The organism is Verrucomicrobiota bacterium JB022, assembly GCA_030673845.1.
In the GTDB taxonomy this organism is placed as follows: domain Bacteria; phylum Verrucomicrobiota; class Verrucomicrobiia; order Opitutales; family Oceanipulchritudinaceae; genus WOUP01.
Genome location: JAUTCQ010000010.1, coordinates 1 through 15,963, shown reverse-complemented (window position 1 = coordinate 15,963; position 15,963 = coordinate 1). Strand labels below are relative to the sequence as shown.

At 62.8% G+C, this 15,963-nt stretch carries 16 protein-coding genes; 10 read left to right on the top strand and 6 right to left on the bottom strand.

The window, feature by feature from the left end; translation table 11 throughout:
* The first annotated feature begins 139 nt into the window (after nt 1-139).
* From Q7P63_06675 to Q7P63_06635, 9 genes are all read left to right on the top strand, one after another.
* A complete protein-coding gene (locus Q7P63_06675) occupies nt 140-1,906 on the top strand; it encodes an ABC transporter ATP-binding protein (protein ID MDP0499770.1) in 1,767 nt (588 codons plus the stop codon).
* A gap of 425 nt (nt 1,907-2,331) precedes the next feature.
* On the top strand, nt 2,332-3,246 hold the full coding sequence (locus tag Q7P63_06670) for a helix-turn-helix domain-containing protein (protein ID MDP0499769.1): 915 nt from the start codon (nt 2,332-2,334) through the stop codon (nt 3,244-3,246).
* A 54-nt stretch (nt 3,247-3,300) separates the two neighbouring features.
* Nucleotides 3,301-4,572 (top strand): MFS transporter, encoded by a 1,272-nt coding sequence (locus Q7P63_06665; protein MDP0499768.1) that lies wholly within the window; start codon nt 3,301-3,303, stop codon nt 4,570-4,572.
* Between the two features lie 64 nt (nt 4,573-4,636).
* Entirely contained in the window at nt 4,637-5,758 is a 1,122-nt protein-coding gene (locus Q7P63_06660; protein MDP0499767.1) for an LptF/LptG family permease, read from the top strand.
* Nucleotides 5,759-5,822: 64 nt separating this feature from the next.
* Nucleotides 5,823-6,470 carry a hypothetical protein gene (locus Q7P63_06655; protein MDP0499766.1) on the top strand — a complete coding sequence of 216 codons (648 nt, stop codon included), beginning with the start codon at nt 5,823-5,825 and terminating at the stop codon, nt 6,468-6,470.
* Between the two features lie 60 nt (nt 6,471-6,530).
* Nucleotides 6,531-7,682 carry a class I SAM-dependent rRNA methyltransferase gene (locus Q7P63_06650; protein MDP0499765.1) on the top strand — a complete coding sequence of 384 codons (1,152 nt, stop codon included), beginning with the start codon at nt 6,531-6,533 and terminating at the stop codon, nt 7,680-7,682.
* 126 nt (nt 7,683-7,808) lie between these two features.
* Complete coding sequence (locus tag Q7P63_06645; GenBank protein MDP0499764.1) at nt 7,809-8,315, top strand: shikimate kinase; 507 nt, start codon at nt 7,809-7,811, stop codon at nt 8,313-8,315.
* Nucleotides 8,316-8,317: 2 nt separating this feature from the next.
* A complete protein-coding gene (locus Q7P63_06640) occupies nt 8,318-8,623 on the top strand; it encodes a hypothetical protein (protein MDP0499763.1) in 306 nt (101 codons plus the stop codon).
* A gap of 507 nt (nt 8,624-9,130) precedes the next feature.
* A complete protein-coding gene (locus Q7P63_06635; GenBank protein ID MDP0499762.1) occupies nt 9,131-9,955 on the top strand; it encodes a manganese catalase family protein in 825 nt (274 codons plus the stop codon).
* Between the two features lie 76 nt (nt 9,956-10,031).
* On the opposite strand, the gene Q7P63_06630 is transcribed toward Q7P63_06635, so the two are convergent.
* Genes Q7P63_06630 through Q7P63_06610 form a run of 5 tightly spaced genes read right to left on the bottom strand, consistent with a single transcriptional unit; the run spans nt 10,032 to nt 13,271 of the window.
* Nucleotides 10,032-10,349, bottom strand: coding sequence for a DUF5615 family PIN-like protein (locus tag Q7P63_06630; GenBank protein MDP0499761.1), 318 nt, complete (start codon nt 10,347-10,349; stop codon nt 10,032-10,034).
* Entirely contained in the window at nt 10,346-10,555 is a 210-nt protein-coding gene (locus Q7P63_06625) for a DUF433 domain-containing protein (protein MDP0499760.1), read from the bottom strand. Before Q7P63_06625 ends, Q7P63_06630 begins: the two co-directional genes overlap by 4 nt.
* Before the next feature lie 42 nt (nt 10,556-10,597).
* Complete coding sequence (locus Q7P63_06620) at nt 10,598-10,948, bottom strand: lipid-A-disaccharide synthase N-terminal domain-containing protein (protein ID MDP0499759.1); 351 nt, start codon at nt 10,946-10,948, stop codon at nt 10,598-10,600.
* 30 nt (nt 10,949-10,978) lie between these two features.
* Nucleotides 10,979-11,704 carry a glycosyltransferase family 2 protein gene (locus tag Q7P63_06615; GenBank protein ID MDP0499758.1) on the bottom strand — a complete coding sequence of 242 codons (726 nt, stop codon included), beginning with the start codon at nt 11,702-11,704 and terminating at the stop codon, nt 10,979-10,981.
* Between the two features lie 43 nt (nt 11,705-11,747).
* Nucleotides 11,748-13,271, bottom strand: a complete 1,524-nt coding sequence (locus Q7P63_06610; protein ID MDP0499757.1) for a glycosyltransferase family 39 protein — start codon at nt 13,269-13,271, stop codon at nt 11,748-11,750.
* A gap of 343 nt (nt 13,272-13,614) precedes the next feature.
* Between Q7P63_06610 and tkt the strand changes: the two genes are divergently transcribed.
* Nucleotides 13,615-15,606, top strand: a complete 1,992-nt coding sequence (gene tkt, locus Q7P63_06605) for a transketolase (GenBank protein ID MDP0499756.1) — start codon at nt 13,615-13,617, stop codon at nt 15,604-15,606.
* Between the two features lie 188 nt (nt 15,607-15,794).
* Here tkt and Q7P63_06600 read toward each other — a convergent pair.
* Nucleotides 15,795-15,963: IS110 family transposase (locus tag Q7P63_06600; GenBank protein ID MDP0499755.1), on the bottom strand; the 169-nt coding region annotated here is incomplete at its 5' end.

Below are 15,963 nucleotides of genomic sequence, written 5' to 3'. Positions count from 1 at the left end.
ATTTTGATTAATCAAAGTTTATTGCAGCCATACTTCCGAATCATCGGCAAAAGCTTGGAATAACCGGCCATACACCAGAGCGGGATGGACAGGGCCTGCCCGATGTTCTATCGAAGACAGTCGTTCCGATCGCTCTCGTATGTCTGCTCCTACGCATGTCCGTACCTCGTGGCGCAACCTGAGCCGCTTCATGGCCGGGAGTCGGCACATCTTCGTAGCCGGGGCACTGCTCGGCTTGGTCGATGCACTGGGGCACTCCTCCATCCCGCTTTTCTTCCGGCGAGTGCTCAACGGGGTCGAGACCGACGCGTCGGCTTTTGTCGCCCACGACCTTTGGCCGACGGTGTGGGCGGGGGTCGCCATCATATGCGTATTCCTGCCTAGCGCCTATTTCTTCCATGTGCTGTTCAACCTCGCGGCAATGCGCTTTTGCCGTAACCTGCAGGTCGAGCTCTACCGGCACATCCAGGGGCTCTCGGTCGACTTTTTTCACCGCTATCAGGTGGGCGAGATCAATGCGCGGCTCAATGGCGACCTCGACAGCGTGTCGCAGGCGATCGGGCCCTTCGCGGCCATCATCTGGTGCCCGCCCCTGCTCATCTCGTCGCTCATCTTCATGTTTGCAATCGACTGGCGGCTGGCGCTCGTGTGCCTGCTGATGCTGTTGGTCGTGGCCTACGCAAGCGTGCTGGCCATGCCCCGCCTGCGCCGTTGGAACCGCAGCGTGCGCGACGCTTCGGGCGAGGCCTCCGCCACCATCACCGAATACGTGGGGCTCGTGGGCCTGGTAAAGGCATTTTCGCGGGAAGACCATGCCGAAGACCGCGTGCGCCAAAAGTCGGACAGCCTGCTGAAGCGGCGCGAGAAAGTGACGTGGTATCAGCACGTCTTTACCGATGGGATGCAGACTTTTACCAAGTTTGGCGCACCGTTCGTGATCCTGTTTTTCGGCACCTACCTGATCGTGCAGGGCACGCTGAAGAGCGGCGATCTGGTGGCGTTCTGGGGCTACTGGATGCAACTGGCGGGGGTCGTGCAGGGGCTGGTGATGTCGTTTGCCGTGCTGATGAGCGCGACGGCGGCCGTCGACCGCCTGCTCGCCTTCTTTGCTGAAAGCCCGTTGGTCAAAGACCCAGACGCCCCACAGGCCTTCCCCAGCCCGGTGCGCGGCGCGGTGGAATTTCGCGGGATCCACTTTCGCTACCCCGTGGCGGAGGAGGAAGAAGGCCCCGTGCTGCACGATGTGAATCTCCAGATCGCGCCGGGCGAAAACGTGGCCTTGGTCGGCCCCAGCGGCGCAGGCAAAAGCACCCTCATCCAGCTACTGATGCGGTTTTACGACCCCGACAGCGGGGCGGTGCTGATCGACGGCCTCGACATCCGCCACGCACTCCAGAGCGACTTGCGCGCCCGTCTGGGGCTGGTGATGCAGGAGAGCCTGTTCTTTGCCGGCACCATCGCCGACAACCTGCGACTCGCCCGCCCCGATGCGTCCCCTGAGCAAATGTGGAAGGCATTGGAGGCAGCCAACGCCGCCGACTTTGTGCGCGATTTGCCGCGCGGCCTCGAATCCGTGCTGGGTGAGCGCGGGGCCAAGCTCTCCGGCGGGCAAAAGCAGCGGCTGGCCATTGCCCGCACCTTCCTCAAAGACCCGCCCTTGCTCCTGCTCGACGAGCCCACCAGCGCGCTCGATGCCGCCTCGGAGCACCGGATCAAGGACGCCATGCAGCGCCTGCTCAAGGGGCGCACCTCGATCACCGTCGCCCACCGGCTCGCCACGATCATGGATGCCGACCGCATTGTGGTAATGGACAAGGGTCGCATCGTCGCCATCGGCACCCACCGCAAGCTGCAGCAGTCCAACGCTCTCTACGCCGAGCTTTGCCGCCACCAGGGGCTGACCTGAGAGGTTCGGAAATCTTCCCCAGCAACCCCAGGAGCGGCAGGCCCGTGCCGGGAGATATTTCCCACCTGCAGCAGGCATCGGCAGCGCCACACAGAGCGAAGCCCTAGCCTTAGCCACTCGCTATCAAGAGGATAAGCTCAATCCAAAAGGATTGGTACTCAGCGTGCAATCAGAGGGGAGCATCGGAACCTCAACCGCTCTCTCCATGAAAACGAATTTAGAGCCAATTGGGGAATGAATGGGGATGATGACCAAATCATCCAACTAAGCTGAAACAGAGCCCGCGCCTGCTCTCTGCTGCTCTCAAGTTAGAGACCTACAAACAGGAACCAGAACATAGACAGCAAGGCCGCTCCATCAGGGGGAGCGGCCTTGCGCGTCTGCCAAAGCTGGCGTCGGCGCCACAAAACGTACAGCTTGTGGGGATGGCAACCTCCGCGAGCAGACGTGCGGTGCCCCACCTCGGCTTGTTGGCCGATGCGGGGGCGAGCCTGCGTGAGCAGGGCTTCGTCGCCGTCTCGCTGCAGGAGTCGCTGCGGAGGGAGCCGGAACGGTTGCAACCGCACTACCACAGCTACTTTCAGCTCAACCTGATCCATGGGCCGTGCACGGTGATGCACGACTTCCGCGAGCAGGAGGTCGACGGAGACCACTTGCTGTTCGTCAGCCCCGGCGAAGTCCACACCATGCGGACCACGCCGCAGCTCGACGGCACCACGATCTCGTTTACGCGCGAGTTTTTCGAGGGGCGTGAGACTTCGACCGGCTTTTTGCTGGAGCTGCCGGTGTTCTACGTCAGCGAAGGCTTCCCCTGGATGGCGCTGCCCCCGGCCGATGTGCCCGTACTGCGTTACCTCTTCCAGCAGTTGCAAATCGAATATGATCGCTCTCAGGCGGGCGCGGCGGAAGCGATCCGGGCCCTGCTGCGGCTGATCCTGGTCCGCTCGGCCCGCATCCGCACGCTGGTTTACCCGGTGTCCAAGAGCCGCCACCAGAGCACGACTCTCGTCCGCTACTTCCAGCTGGAGGTGGAGCGCCACTACCGCACATGGGCTCAACTCTCCCCCTACGCGCGCGCCCTCGGCGTAACCGCAAACCACCTCAACGACGTGGTGGCGGAGGTGACGGGGCAACCAGCGGGCGAGCACCTACGGCAGCGCAAGCTTTTGGAGGCCAAGCGCCTACTGCTGCATTCCGAGCTGACGGCGGCGGAGATCGCCTACGAGCTGGGCTTCAAGGACCCGTCCTACTTCGGGCGCTTCTTCCGGCGCTACGAAAGCTGCAGCCCCAGCCGCTTCCGCGAACAAATCCGAGAAAAATACCATTTTGGGACGCAATAGCACCAAGTAGCGGATTTGCTGAGACAGCGCCATTCGGAGATACTGGGCCGCCTTATGTCCGAGTCTGCGAACATCACGGCAGTGCGTCCAAGCGCCGTGCCCCCTCCTCCGGTCGGCTCCCCGCTCGAACCGGCGAAGGTGGCCCAGAACACCGTCTTTGCGGTGCTGGTGGCGATCAGCTTTTCGCACCTGCTCAACGACACGATCCAGGCCCTGCTCCCCTCGATCTACCCGATCCTGAAGGAGTCGTATCAGCTCAGCTTTTCACAGCTGGGGCTCATTACGCTGTCGTTTCAAGTCACCGCCTCGCTCCTGCAGCCCTTGGTGGGGCTCGCGCTCGACCGCCGCTTCATGCCGTTTTGCCTGCCGGTGGGGATGACGGTGACGCTGCTGGGCCTCGTCGGCATCAGCTTTTCGCGTGACTTCCACAGCATCCTGATCTCCTCGATGTTCATCGGGGCAGGCTCGGCCGTGTTTCACCCGGAAGCTTCGCGCATCGCCCACCTCGCGGCAGGCAAGCGTCGCGGGCTGGCGCAATCGCTTTTCCAAGTGGGCGGCAATGCGGGCAGTGCCATCGGCCCCGTGCTCGCCGCCCTGATTGTGGTGCCGCATGGGCAAGGCTCGATCCTCGGCTTTTCCGTGCTGGCGATGCTGGGCGTGTTTGTGCTGACGCGCGTCGCCATCTGGCACCGCGACAACCGCCACCGCGCCCCGGCCAAGAAAGTCGTGAACGCCACGACCAAGCCCGCCTACCCGCGGCGCACCGTGGTGCTCGCAATGGGCGTGCTGGTGATGCTGATCTTCTCGAAGTACATCTACCTGGCTTCGTTGACCAACTACTACACGTTTTACCTGATGGACCGTTTCGACCTGTCGGTGCCAGCCTCGCAGCTCTACTTGTTCCTGCTGCTGGCGGCCGTGGCGGCGGGCACGATCATCGGCGGGCCGGTGGGCGACTGGATCGGCCGCAAGCGTGTGATCTGGTTCTCCATCCTCGGCGTGGCACCCTTTTCGCTCGCCCTGCCCCATGTGGGCCTGGTGACGACCGCTGTGCTCAGCGTGTTCATCGGCATCATCCTGGCCTCGGCCTTTTCCGCGATCCTGGTTTATGCACAAGAGCTGGTGCCGGGCAACGTGGGCATGGTGGCGGGCCTGTTCTTCGGGCTGGCCTTCGGCACGGCAGGCATCGCGTCGGCGGTGCTGGGCAAGGTGGCCGACCTCTACGGCATCAGCCTCGTCTTCAACTTCTGCGCCTACCTGCCGCTGCTCGGCATCCTCACCGTGTTCCTGCCCGAGCTGAAGCGCGAGCATGACCGTGGCAGCTGATGGCGCGCCTCTGACGAATGAGCCTTGCCAGCCGCCCTTTGCCTGACCTTCATTAGGGCCAGACATGCGGCGGCTGGATCGATACATATTGCGCGAGTGGGCGGTCGTGTTTGCCATGACGCTCATCTCGCTGGTGGGCCTGCAACTGCTCGCCCTGGTGCAGAACAAGCTCGATAACCTGCGCGGCATGGGGGCCGACTGGAACGAGGTGATGACCTACTTCGCGGTGGTGCTGCCCTCGACCTTACCCACCGTCATCCCCATCTCGCTCGCCATCTCGATCCTCTACAGCCTGGGCGACCTGCACCGCCGTCAAGAGACGACCGCCATGCGCGCCGCCGGCTTCAGCGTGTGGGACATCTCGCGCAGCCTCTGGGTGATGGGCGCGTTTCTCACCGCCACCGTCTTTGTGCTCAATGCCGAGGTGGTGCCTTGGTCGGTCGAGCAATCGCGCCTGACCATGAGCAACCTCAAATACGAGGCCGCCCGGCAGCAGCAAATCGACGAGGAAGACATCGGCCTGCTCTACAACCTCACTTTCTACAACGAAGACGAGGGGCGGCTCTGGTTCATCAACCGCTTCAACGAATACAACTACCGCGCCTACGGGGTCACGATCTCGCAGCTCAACGGCGCGCAGCGGGAGACCGAGCGCATCGCCGCCAACCAAGGCTATTACGACGATCTGACGCAGCGCTGGGTGCTGCAGGAGGGGCGCATCACCGAGTTCCTCCCCGAGACGGGCGAAGCCATCCGCAGCCAGGCCTTCGGCGAGCGTGAGTTCATGCAGCTCGACGAGCAGCCCGACTTGATGAAGTTCCTCGAAAAGAAACCGAAGGACCTCTCGTTCTTCCAGCTCTCGCGCCTGCTGGGCTTTCTGGAGGCCGACGAGGACGTGCGCGTGATCCCCTACCAGGTGCAATACTGGTCGATCCTCTTCAACCCCCTGCGCTGCCTCATCGTGGTGGGCCTCACGGTGCCCTTTGCCCTCAGCGGAGTGCGTACGAACCCTTTCATTGGGATCTCCAAAAGCGCGGGCCTGCTGCTGGTCTACATCGTGGCCGCCGTCATCTGCCGCCTGCTCGCCGGTGGAGCCCTCAGCCCCCTGATGGCCGCCGCCGTGCCCAACATCCTCATGGTCGCCCTCGCCATCTGGATGACCTGGCGAGCGTCGAAGCCGGCGTGAGTGACGTGAAGAAGCGCAGGACTCAGGTCTTGCAGATCACGTTTTACAGTCTCAGGATCCATACGTGACTCCTGCTGCTTACCCCGCCCTGCTTTTCGGCGCGCTTCTGCTTGCTGGCTGCGCCACCACCTCTACCGGCGGAGACAACCGCCCCGTCTACACGCAAGGCAGTGCCCTGCCAGCAATGGAAGGACGCAGCCCGGATCTACGACCGGGGGCCATTCCCGCACGGGTGCGCTATGTGGTGGCGGACGACGCCGTCGTAAATGAGGCCGCCCAGCGGCTGCGCTCGGCCATCGAAAACCGTGATCCCAGCGTGGTGGGCGACATTGTCTTTGTAAACCCGGGCGCATGGAGCGCACTGCAAGATCATGGCGCGGAAAAGAGTGAGGGCCTCGCCGTCATGGAGATCCGGGACCCTGGTAACCCCTCTGCCAAGGGCCGCGAAGGCGTCCTTGTCCAAGGGGCGGAGCAGGCCCAAGCCATCGCGGAAGCGTTCTTCAATACGGCAACGGCTGGAGGCAACTTTGCCATAACCGCTTTTTCCACCCAACAAATGACACGTTGGTGGCCCTACACCAGCTTCGACATTGAGGAACCGACCTTTGTCGTGACCACCGAAGACGGGCGATACGAGCTGGTCGTTGGATTCAGCTCCAAAGGGCAAATCGTCGTTCTGGACGAGCTAAACGCGTTGCCAAAAGAACGCTGAGACGCTGCGGGCTGTAATTGCGCTTGAGCGGGCGTCGGTTTCGTGCCCATGCTGGGCGGGATGAGTAAACTGCGTCTGAAAGCGGCGGCAAAGCGGGCCCGGGTTTTGCGCGGGCACCCGTGGGTCTACAGCAACGAATTGGAATCCCTCCTGCCGGAGTCGTTCAACGGGCAGGCGGTGGAGCTGGAAGACAGCCGCGGCCGCTCGCTGGGCATGGGCCTTTACAACGGGCGCAGTCAGATCACCTGGCGCCGCTACTCCACCCGCAAGGTGGCGTGGGACGAGGCTTACCTGCAGGCAGCCTTGCAGCGCGCAGTCGAAAATCGCGACGAAGAGCCCTACCGCCGCGTGGTCTGGAGTGAGGCCGACGACCTGCCGGGCCTGATCGTGGACCAATATGGCGAGGTGCTGGTGGTGCAGGCGCAAACGGCAGGGGTCGATGCCTCGCTGCCGATGATTGCCGAGCAGTTGCAGGCCTTGCTGGAGCCGAGCGAGATCCTCTTTCGCAACGATGCCCCGGCCCGCCAGCTGGAGGGGTTGACGCAGGAGGTGCGCACGCTCAGCGGCAAGAAGCTGGAGCCGGATTGGCACGAGATCTACGGGCTGAAGTATCACCTCGACCTCGAGGGCAGCCACAAGACGGGCTTTTACCTCGACCAGCGTCAGGAGCACGTGAAGGTGGCCTCGCTGGCGGACGACTGGCGCGTGCTGGACGCCTTTTGCAACCAAGGCGCGTTTGGCCTCCAGTGTGCCGCCGCCGGCGCGCGCGAAGTCATCGGCATCGACAGCAGTGGCGAGGCGATCGTCAAGGCCCGCCAGAACGCCAAGCGCAACGAGCTGGGGGTGGAATTCGTTGAAGCCAACGTCTTCGACTGGTTGACGGCCAACAACAAGGAGCGTTTTGAGCTGATCGTGCTCGACCCGCCGAGCTTTGCCCGCAACAAGGCAAGCGTGGCCGGGGCCATGCGCGGCTACAAGCAGATCAACCTGCGCGCGCTCCAGATGCTGAGCCCGGGTGGCATCCTCGCCACCTACAGCTGCAGCCAGCACGTGAGCCGCGAGCTGTTTCTGGACATGCTGGCCGACGCCGCCCTCGATGCCGGGCGCAAGGTGCAGCTCCTCTACCAGACCAACCAGCCGCTCGACCACCCGGTGCGCCTCAACTTCCCCGAGAGCGAATACCTCAAGGGCGCACTGCTGCGGGTCGACTAGATCGGCCCCCTCCCAGAACGCGTCTCGGCCCGCTTTTCAGTTTACATCCGGGCGGGGACGCGGTGTGTTACTGGGATGGCTCGACCTGCCTCCAGTAACCTTCCCAACTTGTACCTGACAGGATTCATGGGTGTCGGGAAGAGCGCGGTGGGCCGACACGTGAGCAAGGCCCTCGGGTTGCACTTCGTCGATAGCGATGCAGTAATCGAGGAACACGCGGGCAAGCCCATCACGCGTATTTTTGCCGAAGAGGGCGAGCCGCGCTTCCGCGAACTGGAGCGCTGGTTTGTTGAGCACGGACACCCGAGTTCCGGCCAGGTCGTGGCGTGTGGCGGCGGGCTCGTGATCCCTACCGGCATGCGCGAGTTGCTGCTCTCCAAGGGCGTGGTGGTCTGCCTCTTTGCCCAGCCGGAGACGATCCTACAGCGCACGATGGCCAGCGACAAGCGCCCGCTGCTCAACGTCGAAGACTCCTCCCGCCGTATCCGCGAGCTGCTGGAGCAGCGCATGCCGATCTACATGCAGACAGGGGTCGGCATCTGCGCCGAAGGCCGGACGCTGACCGATGTGATGCAAAACGTCGTGCGCGTCTACCGTCGCGAATCCCGCCGCCTCGCCACCACCCGCGTCTAACCATGCCGTCCGTCCCCACCCCGCGCTGGCTTCAGCGCAACCCCCGCCTCACGATTCTGCTCTTCCCGGTTTACGTGGTCGCGATTGTCGCAGCTGGCGCTCTCCTGGGGGCGATCCTTCACCTCGGGTTCGGGTTGATTTTCACGGAGCGCACCGCAGGATTCTTACTGCGCAAGGGGCTCTTCAACGGTGCCTTCTACGCCTTTATCTGGTCGATCGGCCTGTCCTTCGTCATTTGCATCGTCCAGGCTCATGAAGCGAAGCGCACGGCCTCTCCAGGGGAAAAAACAGACTCCGCGTCTCATTAGCTGCGCTGGCTCAAGGGCTTAACAGAAATCATGGGTATTCGAGGCAGTTTACTCAAAACCCGGAAAAAACTGACGTAAGGGTGCGAGGCTCGCCATAACGCGCCAAACTGAGGATAATTCGACACTTTTTGTTTGATATTTGCGTCAGAGTTTTCTTAATTGTCACCAGAAACTGACGAAATTAGAGCATCGACAGTTTCAAGATAGACAGAGCGACAAGAGCCAAGAAGAGCAGCGACTAACGAGATATCTGAGAGAGGTTAAGAGACGCCCGGGCGAGCACCCGGGCGTTTCTCCGTTTTAAACGGTGGGATGCAGAGTGGGTGATGCGATCGTGCGGATGTCCGGATGGAGCCGACATGCCCCACAGATTCCAAACGTTTATATTTCGCTCCGCTGGAAGAGCTAACGGGCAGATTGGCCGCTGAACGGTTAAATTGGCACTGCAGGTGGAAGAGAGGTGTGGTGTCAGGAACGACACAGCCTTACCTCAACCTCACATCCACCATGTTTTACCACGACGGAGGCAAACTCCAATACCACGTTAAAGTCGACCGCCCCAATCCAGTCTTTGCTCGCGCCCTGCAACAGGCGATCGGTGGCATCCAGGGCGAAATCCGGGTGTGCCTGCAGTATCTCTTCCAAGCTTGGGGCGCCCGCGGCCCCGCCAAATACCGCGACATGCTGCTCGAGACCGGCACCGAAGAGATGGCCCACATCGAGATGCTCGCCACTGCCGTCGCCCTTAATCTCGAAGGCGCCCCTCTGGAGCAGGAGAAGGCGGCCAAAGACCCGATGGTCGCCGCCGCGCTGGGAGGCATGAACCTGCAGCACGTGATCGGCAGCGCGATGGCCGCCATGCCGGTCGACAGCGAGGGCGTGCCTTTCAACTGCAGCCACGTCTACGCCAGCGGCAATATCGCAGCCGACATGCTGGCCAACGCCACCGCCGAGTCCACCGGGCGGATGCTCGCCTGTCAGCTCTACAAGATGACGGACGACCATGGGATGCGCGATATGCTACGCTTCCTTGTCGCCCGCGACACCATGCACCAAAACCAGTGGATGGCCGCGTGGGAAGAGCTCGGCGGGCCCAAGAACCATCCCATCCCCAACAGCTTCCCGCAGGAGGAGGAGCTGGACGAATACAACTACACCTTCTTCACCACCCGCAAGGACGACAGCGTGCCGGTGCCCGAAGGCAAGTGGTCCAGCGGCAAGAGCTTCGACGGGCGAGGCACCTTCAAGACGGAGGAAATGGTGCCCAGCGGTGGCAAGCCCAACCTCGGCAAGGCTTCCCCCAAGTCCGCCGCCCAGCTCGACCAGATGTAACTTTCACCGGATTCGGACACGGGAACAAACGCTCCACCTGCTCGCGGGTGGGGCTTTTTGCGGGCTGAGCAAGGACTTAGCCAATCACCGCCAACGATCCCGGCTTTGCACCATCAAGCGCCTCGAGTATGAATGGACCTAGCGGCTCTACATCGACAAAGCGATTGCTACGCGCCCTCAGCAGGAGAATGGAAACGTTCTGGCCGCTACGATTCTGCTCAAATGGCAACCCACGATCCATCGTCACAAAGACATCGAACTCCAAATCTGCGAGCGCCAGCAGCTTACCGTTTTTGATTCCTGACCACCCGCGCTGTGGAACCGTCCAGACCTCGTGCTCCGGCAGGAGTCTGGGCAGACGCTTAGGCAAACATTCATCCAAAAGAACTTTCATCTCGCGATGCTCTCAACAAGCGACCGTCTCGAAGATTCCAACACATCCACCGCCAGCTCCCGAGTTACGCTAGGGAAGTCTTCGAGAAAATCCTCCAGCGAATCGCCAGCCTCCAAATGATCGAAAAGCGCCTGTACGGGAACGCGGGTCCCCCGGATCACAGGCAAGCCGTCCAAAATTTCGGGATCAACGACGACGGGGTGCATGAAGACAGGATGTGCGTAATCTCCTCTCTCTGCAACTTTTCCCTACCGCGTCTCTTCCACGGGCGCGGCTTCCTGTTTTTCCATGGAGAGCAGGCGCTGGTGTTTGCGGTTGGTCAGGTCGAGGTAGAGGTTGTAGAGGCTGACGGTGGCGGGGAACGCGTTGGAGAGGATGCCGACCGAGTCGTTGCGCCCCCAGATGAAGTAAGTGAGCAGGCAGGCGCTGCCGCTGAGGCTCATGATCCAGAAGAGCGTGGGCATGGTGGGCTTGCGAGCCTTACGCGAGGCCCACATCTGCACAAACCAGCGGCTGGTGAACAGCACGAGGCCGGTATAGCCAATCAGTTTCCAGGGGGTGACGACCCACCCTCCCACGTCAAACAAAGGGTTGTCCATTGAGATGTTGTCGTTATCGGAGCTGAGCGATCAGGACTTGAGGGTGTCCTCGACCGGGGGGTAAACGATCTTGCGGCGCAGGAGCCAGGCCACGCCCACGAGGTCGTAAATGCCGCGAAGGGCACGGTCCCAGTTGGTGTACTTGGAGGCGCCGTGCTCGCGAGGGCGGTGGTTGACCGGCACCTCGGCCAGGCGCAAGCCCGCGTGCTTGAAGATCGCGGGCAGGTAGCGGTGGAGGCCGTTGAAGGGCACCAGCAGCTCGACCGCTTCTTTCTTGAAGACCTTGAGCGCGCAGCCTGTGTCGCGCACCCCGTCGTCGAGGAACATGCGGCGGATGCGGTTGGCAACCTTGGAGGCGACGCGGCGGCTCCAGGTGTCCTTGCGCTTGGCGCGCAGCCCTACGGCGACGTCGGCCTGCCCGCTCTGCACCAGCTCGATCAGCTTGGGGAAGTCGGCCGGGTCGTTCTGGCCGTCGCCATCCATCATGGCGCAGAGGGGAGCGCGCGCGCGGCGGAAGCCGGCGTAGAGGGCCCCGCTTTGGCCGCGATTCTGAGTCAGGCGCAGGCCCCGGATATCGGGCATCGAGCAAATCACTGCCCACGTGCCGTCTTTGCTGCCATCGTCGACGGCGATGATTTCCGCCTCGGGCAAGCAGCGACGCAGCTCTTCCAGGACGAGGCGGACGTTCTCCTCTTCATTATAGAAGGGAACGACCACCGAAACAGGGGGATTGGCAGAGGGCGCGGCGGAATCCATCGGGAAAGAGGCAGGCAAACAAAGCGGGCCCGAGGCGTCAACCTCAAGGGGCGACGGGAGCGGATTCCTGCCAGCCGCGCCCGAGAAACAGCACGTAGTCGCGCGTGCGGACGGGGCCGACGGGGATGCGGATCGTCTCCAGTCGCTCGACGGACTGGAAGTGCGCGGTCAGCTCGGCCGGCGGTTGGGCATCGTCGCCAAATTCGGCCATGATAATCAGCGCATCCCAGCCCGCACGGGCCTCTCCCGGGCCTTCCCAAAGCTGGTATTGGCTGTCGATGTGGCCGGGCGTTGCCCAGTGGAAGACTTTGGGCTGCTCCGGCAGGTGAAAGGCGAGTTGGCTGGCGTGGTAGCGGTGGCCGACGATGTAGAAAAACGTGCGATCGGGCTGCGGCAGTTCGTCGCGCACGGCGTCGACTGCCTGGGCGTAGGGCTTCCAGCCGCGCATCCGCACAAACGGATCCTTCTCCCAGCCTTGGGAGAGCGTAAACTGGATGATGAACGGCGCGGCGACGAGCAGGGCGGTGAAGGCGAAAGCCGTCCAGAGCGCGCCTCCGAACCAGCCTTTAACGGCACGGCGCTCCTCCGGGCGGGGCTGCAGCCAGCAGGCAACGAGCAGGATCAGCGCGGCGGGATAGAAAGCGGCAGGCCAGTTGGGGTTGATGCCTTGCCGGAGCGACATGAGCACGAAGACGCCGAGCGCCGGGGCGGAAAAGCACCAGAGGAAGCGCTGCGCGAGGGACGCCCCACCCCAGTTGCGCACTACCCGGATGAGCACGATGACCAGCAGCACGCCGAGCACCGGCGACATCAGCCCGAGCTGCGAACCGACGAATTCGCCCAGCCAGCCGAGGCGCTTGCCGAGCGTCACTACCTTGTCGGTCTCGAAGTGGTGGGCAGTGTGCTCGAAGGTGATCCAGTCGTTTTGCCAGTTCCAGTAAAGCGGGGGCAGCAAGGCGAGGTACTGGGCCACAATGCCGGTCCAGAGCGCAGGGCGGGCCAGCGTGGAGCGCGTCTCACGGGAAAGCGCGAGGTAGATGACGAGGATCAGCGGGAAGACGAGCATCATCTGCTTGGCCAGCGCACCAACCGCCAGAAAGCCGACCATCGCGAGCCAGTAGCCGTCGAAGCGGGCACCGGCGCGCTGCCAGCTCCAGGTCGCCCAAAGCGCACCCGTCCAGCAGAGCAGCAAGGGCGCATCGATCGTCAAGATGAGGTTGGCAACGGCCGTGCCGGGCATCAGCGCGAGCGCAGCAGCCGACCAGAACGCGACGCGGGCATCGAACATCTTGCGCGCGAGCAGGAAGGCAAAAATGAGCGTGAGGCTGCCCAGCGCCACGGCGACCAGGCGCAGCCCGACGGCGGTATTGCCGCCCACCCAGCCGGCAAAGCCCATCATCCAGGCGATGAGCGGGGGTTTGCTGAAGTAGCCCCAGTCGAGGTGGCGCCCCCAGTCCCAGTAGTAGGCCTCGTCGCCCACCAGCTCAAGCGGCACGAACGCCACGAACAGCGCGCGCACGATCGTCAACACCAGCAGGCTCCACCAAAACCATTTCGCTTCCTTCACGCGGCAGCATTGAGCCTGCGAGCAGCGGACAGCGCAAGCGGGAAAGGCAAGGCCTTCCGGGTGAAGCGCCCCAGGTCGCGCGCTCCTTGACGGTCAAGTAAGCTCTTTTCCGCCGAAATACTTGCCCCTTGCCGCCCGGCCCCTAGCGTGGGTGCCCGACATAGCCGACTGGCTGGTCCGGCAATCTCTGCCGTAGCAAGGGTCGTTTCCTGATGATGACAGGCGCAGGCATGAATGATATTCATGGCGGTTGCGCAAGACGCTCAGGTTAGCGGGTTTTTGCGCAGCGGAGGCATTCTGGGCTGGCCTTTGCCTCATTTCCCCATTTACGGAACATAGCAACATGCCTCTTCCCACGGATATCCTCTCCAAGGCCGCCACGCAAGCTCGTGGTCTCGCCATCGATGCCGTTCATGCCTGCAGCAGCGGCCACTTGGGCCTGCCGCTCGGTTGCGCCGAAATCGGTGCCGTGCTCTTCGGCCACGCGCTGAACATCAACCCCGACGAGCCGAAGTGGCTCAATCGCGACCGCTTCGTGCTCTCCGCCGGCCACGGCAGCATGTTCCTCTACTCCTGGCTGCACCTCGCCGGGTTTGAGCTGCCCATGGAGCAGGTCAAGAATTTCCGCCAACTGAACTCCGCCACTCCGGGCCACCCCGAGAGCTTCATGACGCCTGGCGTCGAGTGCACTACCGGCCCGCTCGGCCAAGGTGTGGGCAACTCCGTCGGCCTCGCCCTCTCCGGCAAGATGCTCGCCGCCCAGTTCAACACCGACAAGCATACGATCGTCGACAACCACATCGTGTGCCTCCTCGGTGACGGCTGCATGCAGGAAGGCGTCGCCCGCGAAGCCTGCGCGTTTGCCGGCCACTTCGGCCTCGACAACCTGATCCTGATCTACGACGCCAACGAAGTCACCCTCGACGACATGGCGAAGGAGACCCAGAGCGAAGACCCCGTCAAGCTCTACCAGGCCATGGGTTGGGACGCCGTGCAGATCGACGGCCACGACATGAACGCCTTCCTCAAGGCCTTCGAAAAGGCCAAGGCCGACGACAATGGCCGCCCGAAGATCATCGTGGCGAAGACCGAAATCGGCCGCGGCATCCCGCAGGTCGCCGGCACCCAAAACGCCCACGGTGAAGGTGGCGCGAAGTTTGCCGACGAAGCCCGCAAGGGTCTCGGCCTGCCGGACACCCATTTCTTTGTGAGCGAAGACGTCCGCGTCTACTTCGCCGAGCACAAGAAGGCCCTGATCCAGAAGTATCAGGACTGGCAGAAGACCTACACCGCCTGGCGCGACGCCAACAAGGACAAGGCCGACCTGCTCGACAGCATGGCCGCAACAGCCCGCCCGACCGCCGAAGAGCTGCTCAAGGCCATCCCCGAGTTCGACCCGTCGAAGAAGCTCGCTACCCGCGCTGCCGGCGGCGAAGTGCTCCAGCCCCTCTCCGACCGCCTGCCCTACCTCATCACGGGCAGCGCCGACCTCTTTGGCTCGACCAAGAACTACATCAAGGGCAAGGGCGACTACAAGCCGAGCAACCCGCTGGGCCGCAACTTCAAGTTCGGTATCCGCGAGCACGCCATGGGCGCCATCGTCAACGGCTTCGGCTACGACGGCTTCTACCTGGCTTCCGGCGCGACCTTCCTGACCTTCTCGGACTACATGCGCGGCAGCCTGCGCCTGGCCGCCCTCTCGCACCTGCCGATCTTCCACATCTTCACGCACGACTCCGTGGGTGTGGGTGAAGACGGCCCGACGCACCAACCGGTCGAGATCACCAGCAGCCTGCGCATGATCCCGAACGTGGACGTGATCCGCCCGGCCGACCCGGAAGAAACGGCCGCCGCCTTCGCCTCGGCCTGCGCCCGCCCCGACGGCCCCACCTTCCTCATCCTCTCCCGCCAAAACCTGCCCAACCTCAAGGAAATCTCCGTCGAGGCCCGTCGCCAAGGCACCCTCAAGGGTGGCTACATCGCGATCAAGGAAACCGGCAAGCTGGAGAAGATCATCATCGCGACCGGCTCGGAGCTGCAACACGCCGTGGCCGCCGCCAAGGAACTCGGCAACGGCGTGCGCGTCGTCTCCATGCCCAGCACGGAGCGTTTCGACCGCCAGCCTGCCGAATACCGCAACGAAGTCCTGCCCCTCGACTGCCGCAAGCGCGTGGCGATCGAAGCCGGTGTGGGCGGCCTGTGGTACAAGTATGTCGGCCTCGATGGCAAGGTGCTCAGCATCAACCAATTCGGCATCAGCGCCCCTGGCGATCAAGTGATGGAGAAGCTCGGCATGACCGCCGCCGCCGTGGTCGAAGCCGTCAAGAGCCTCTAGACTCTAGGCTCTAGCTTCCAACGCATCTTTAAGCGCGCCGATCCTGTTGAAGGGTCGGCGCTTTTTTTGTGGTTTGGTTCTGATATTTAGCCGCAGATGAACGCAGATTTTCGCGGATAAAATTAAATTGGGGCGCCGCAGGTCAGGAATGAGGTGGCCTCACGCCAAGACGCCGAGCAACTGTGTTTCTATGCAAGTGAGGTTTGCAGTTTTTGCGCGATGAGGATTGCGCGCAAGTGTAGAAGCAGTTTTCGCATGACGGCCACGAGGGCGACTTTATAAGGCTTTCCGCGAGCGCGTAAGCGCTCGAAGTAAGGTTTCAGGACAGGGTTGTGGATGACTGCGGTTCTGGCGGCC

Coding starts and splice junctions, on each gene's coding strand:
- tkt (MDP0499756.1), top strand. CDS start 13,615: ATGCCTCTTCCCACGGATATCCTCTCCAAGGCCGCCACGCAAGCTCGT.
- Q7P63_06665 (MDP0499768.1), top strand. CDS start 3,301: ATGTCCGAGTCTGCGAACATCACGGCAGTGCGTCCAAGCGCCGTGCCC.
- Q7P63_06640 (MDP0499763.1), top strand. CDS start 8,318: ATGCCGTCCGTCCCCACCCCGCGCTGGCTTCAGCGCAACCCCCGCCTC.
- Q7P63_06675 (MDP0499770.1), top strand. CDS start 140: ATGTCTGCTCCTACGCATGTCCGTACCTCGTGGCGCAACCTGAGCCGC.
- Q7P63_06625 (MDP0499760.1), bottom strand. CDS start 10,555: ATGCACCCCGTCGTCGTTGATCCCGAAATTTTGGACGGCTTGCCTGTG.
- Q7P63_06660 (MDP0499767.1), top strand. CDS start 4,637: ATGCGGCGGCTGGATCGATACATATTGCGCGAGTGGGCGGTCGTGTTT.
- Q7P63_06650 (MDP0499765.1), top strand. CDS start 6,531: ATGAGTAAACTGCGTCTGAAAGCGGCGGCAAAGCGGGCCCGGGTTTTG.
- Q7P63_06670 (MDP0499769.1), top strand. CDS start 2,332: ATGGCAACCTCCGCGAGCAGACGTGCGGTGCCCCACCTCGGCTTGTTG.
- Q7P63_06645 (MDP0499764.1), top strand. CDS start 7,809: ATGGGTGTCGGGAAGAGCGCGGTGGGCCGACACGTGAGCAAGGCCCTC.
- Q7P63_06620 (MDP0499759.1), bottom strand. CDS start 10,948: ATGGACAACCCTTTGTTTGACGTGGGAGGGTGGGTCGTCACCCCCTGG.
- Q7P63_06630 (MDP0499761.1), bottom strand. CDS start 10,349: ATGAAAGTTCTTTTGGATGAATGTTTGCCTAAGCGTCTGCCCAGACTC.
- Q7P63_06615 (MDP0499758.1), bottom strand. CDS start 11,704: ATGGATTCCGCCGCGCCCTCTGCCAATCCCCCTGTTTCGGTGGTCGTT.
- Q7P63_06635 (MDP0499762.1), top strand. CDS start 9,131: ATGTTTTACCACGACGGAGGCAAACTCCAATACCACGTTAAAGTCGAC.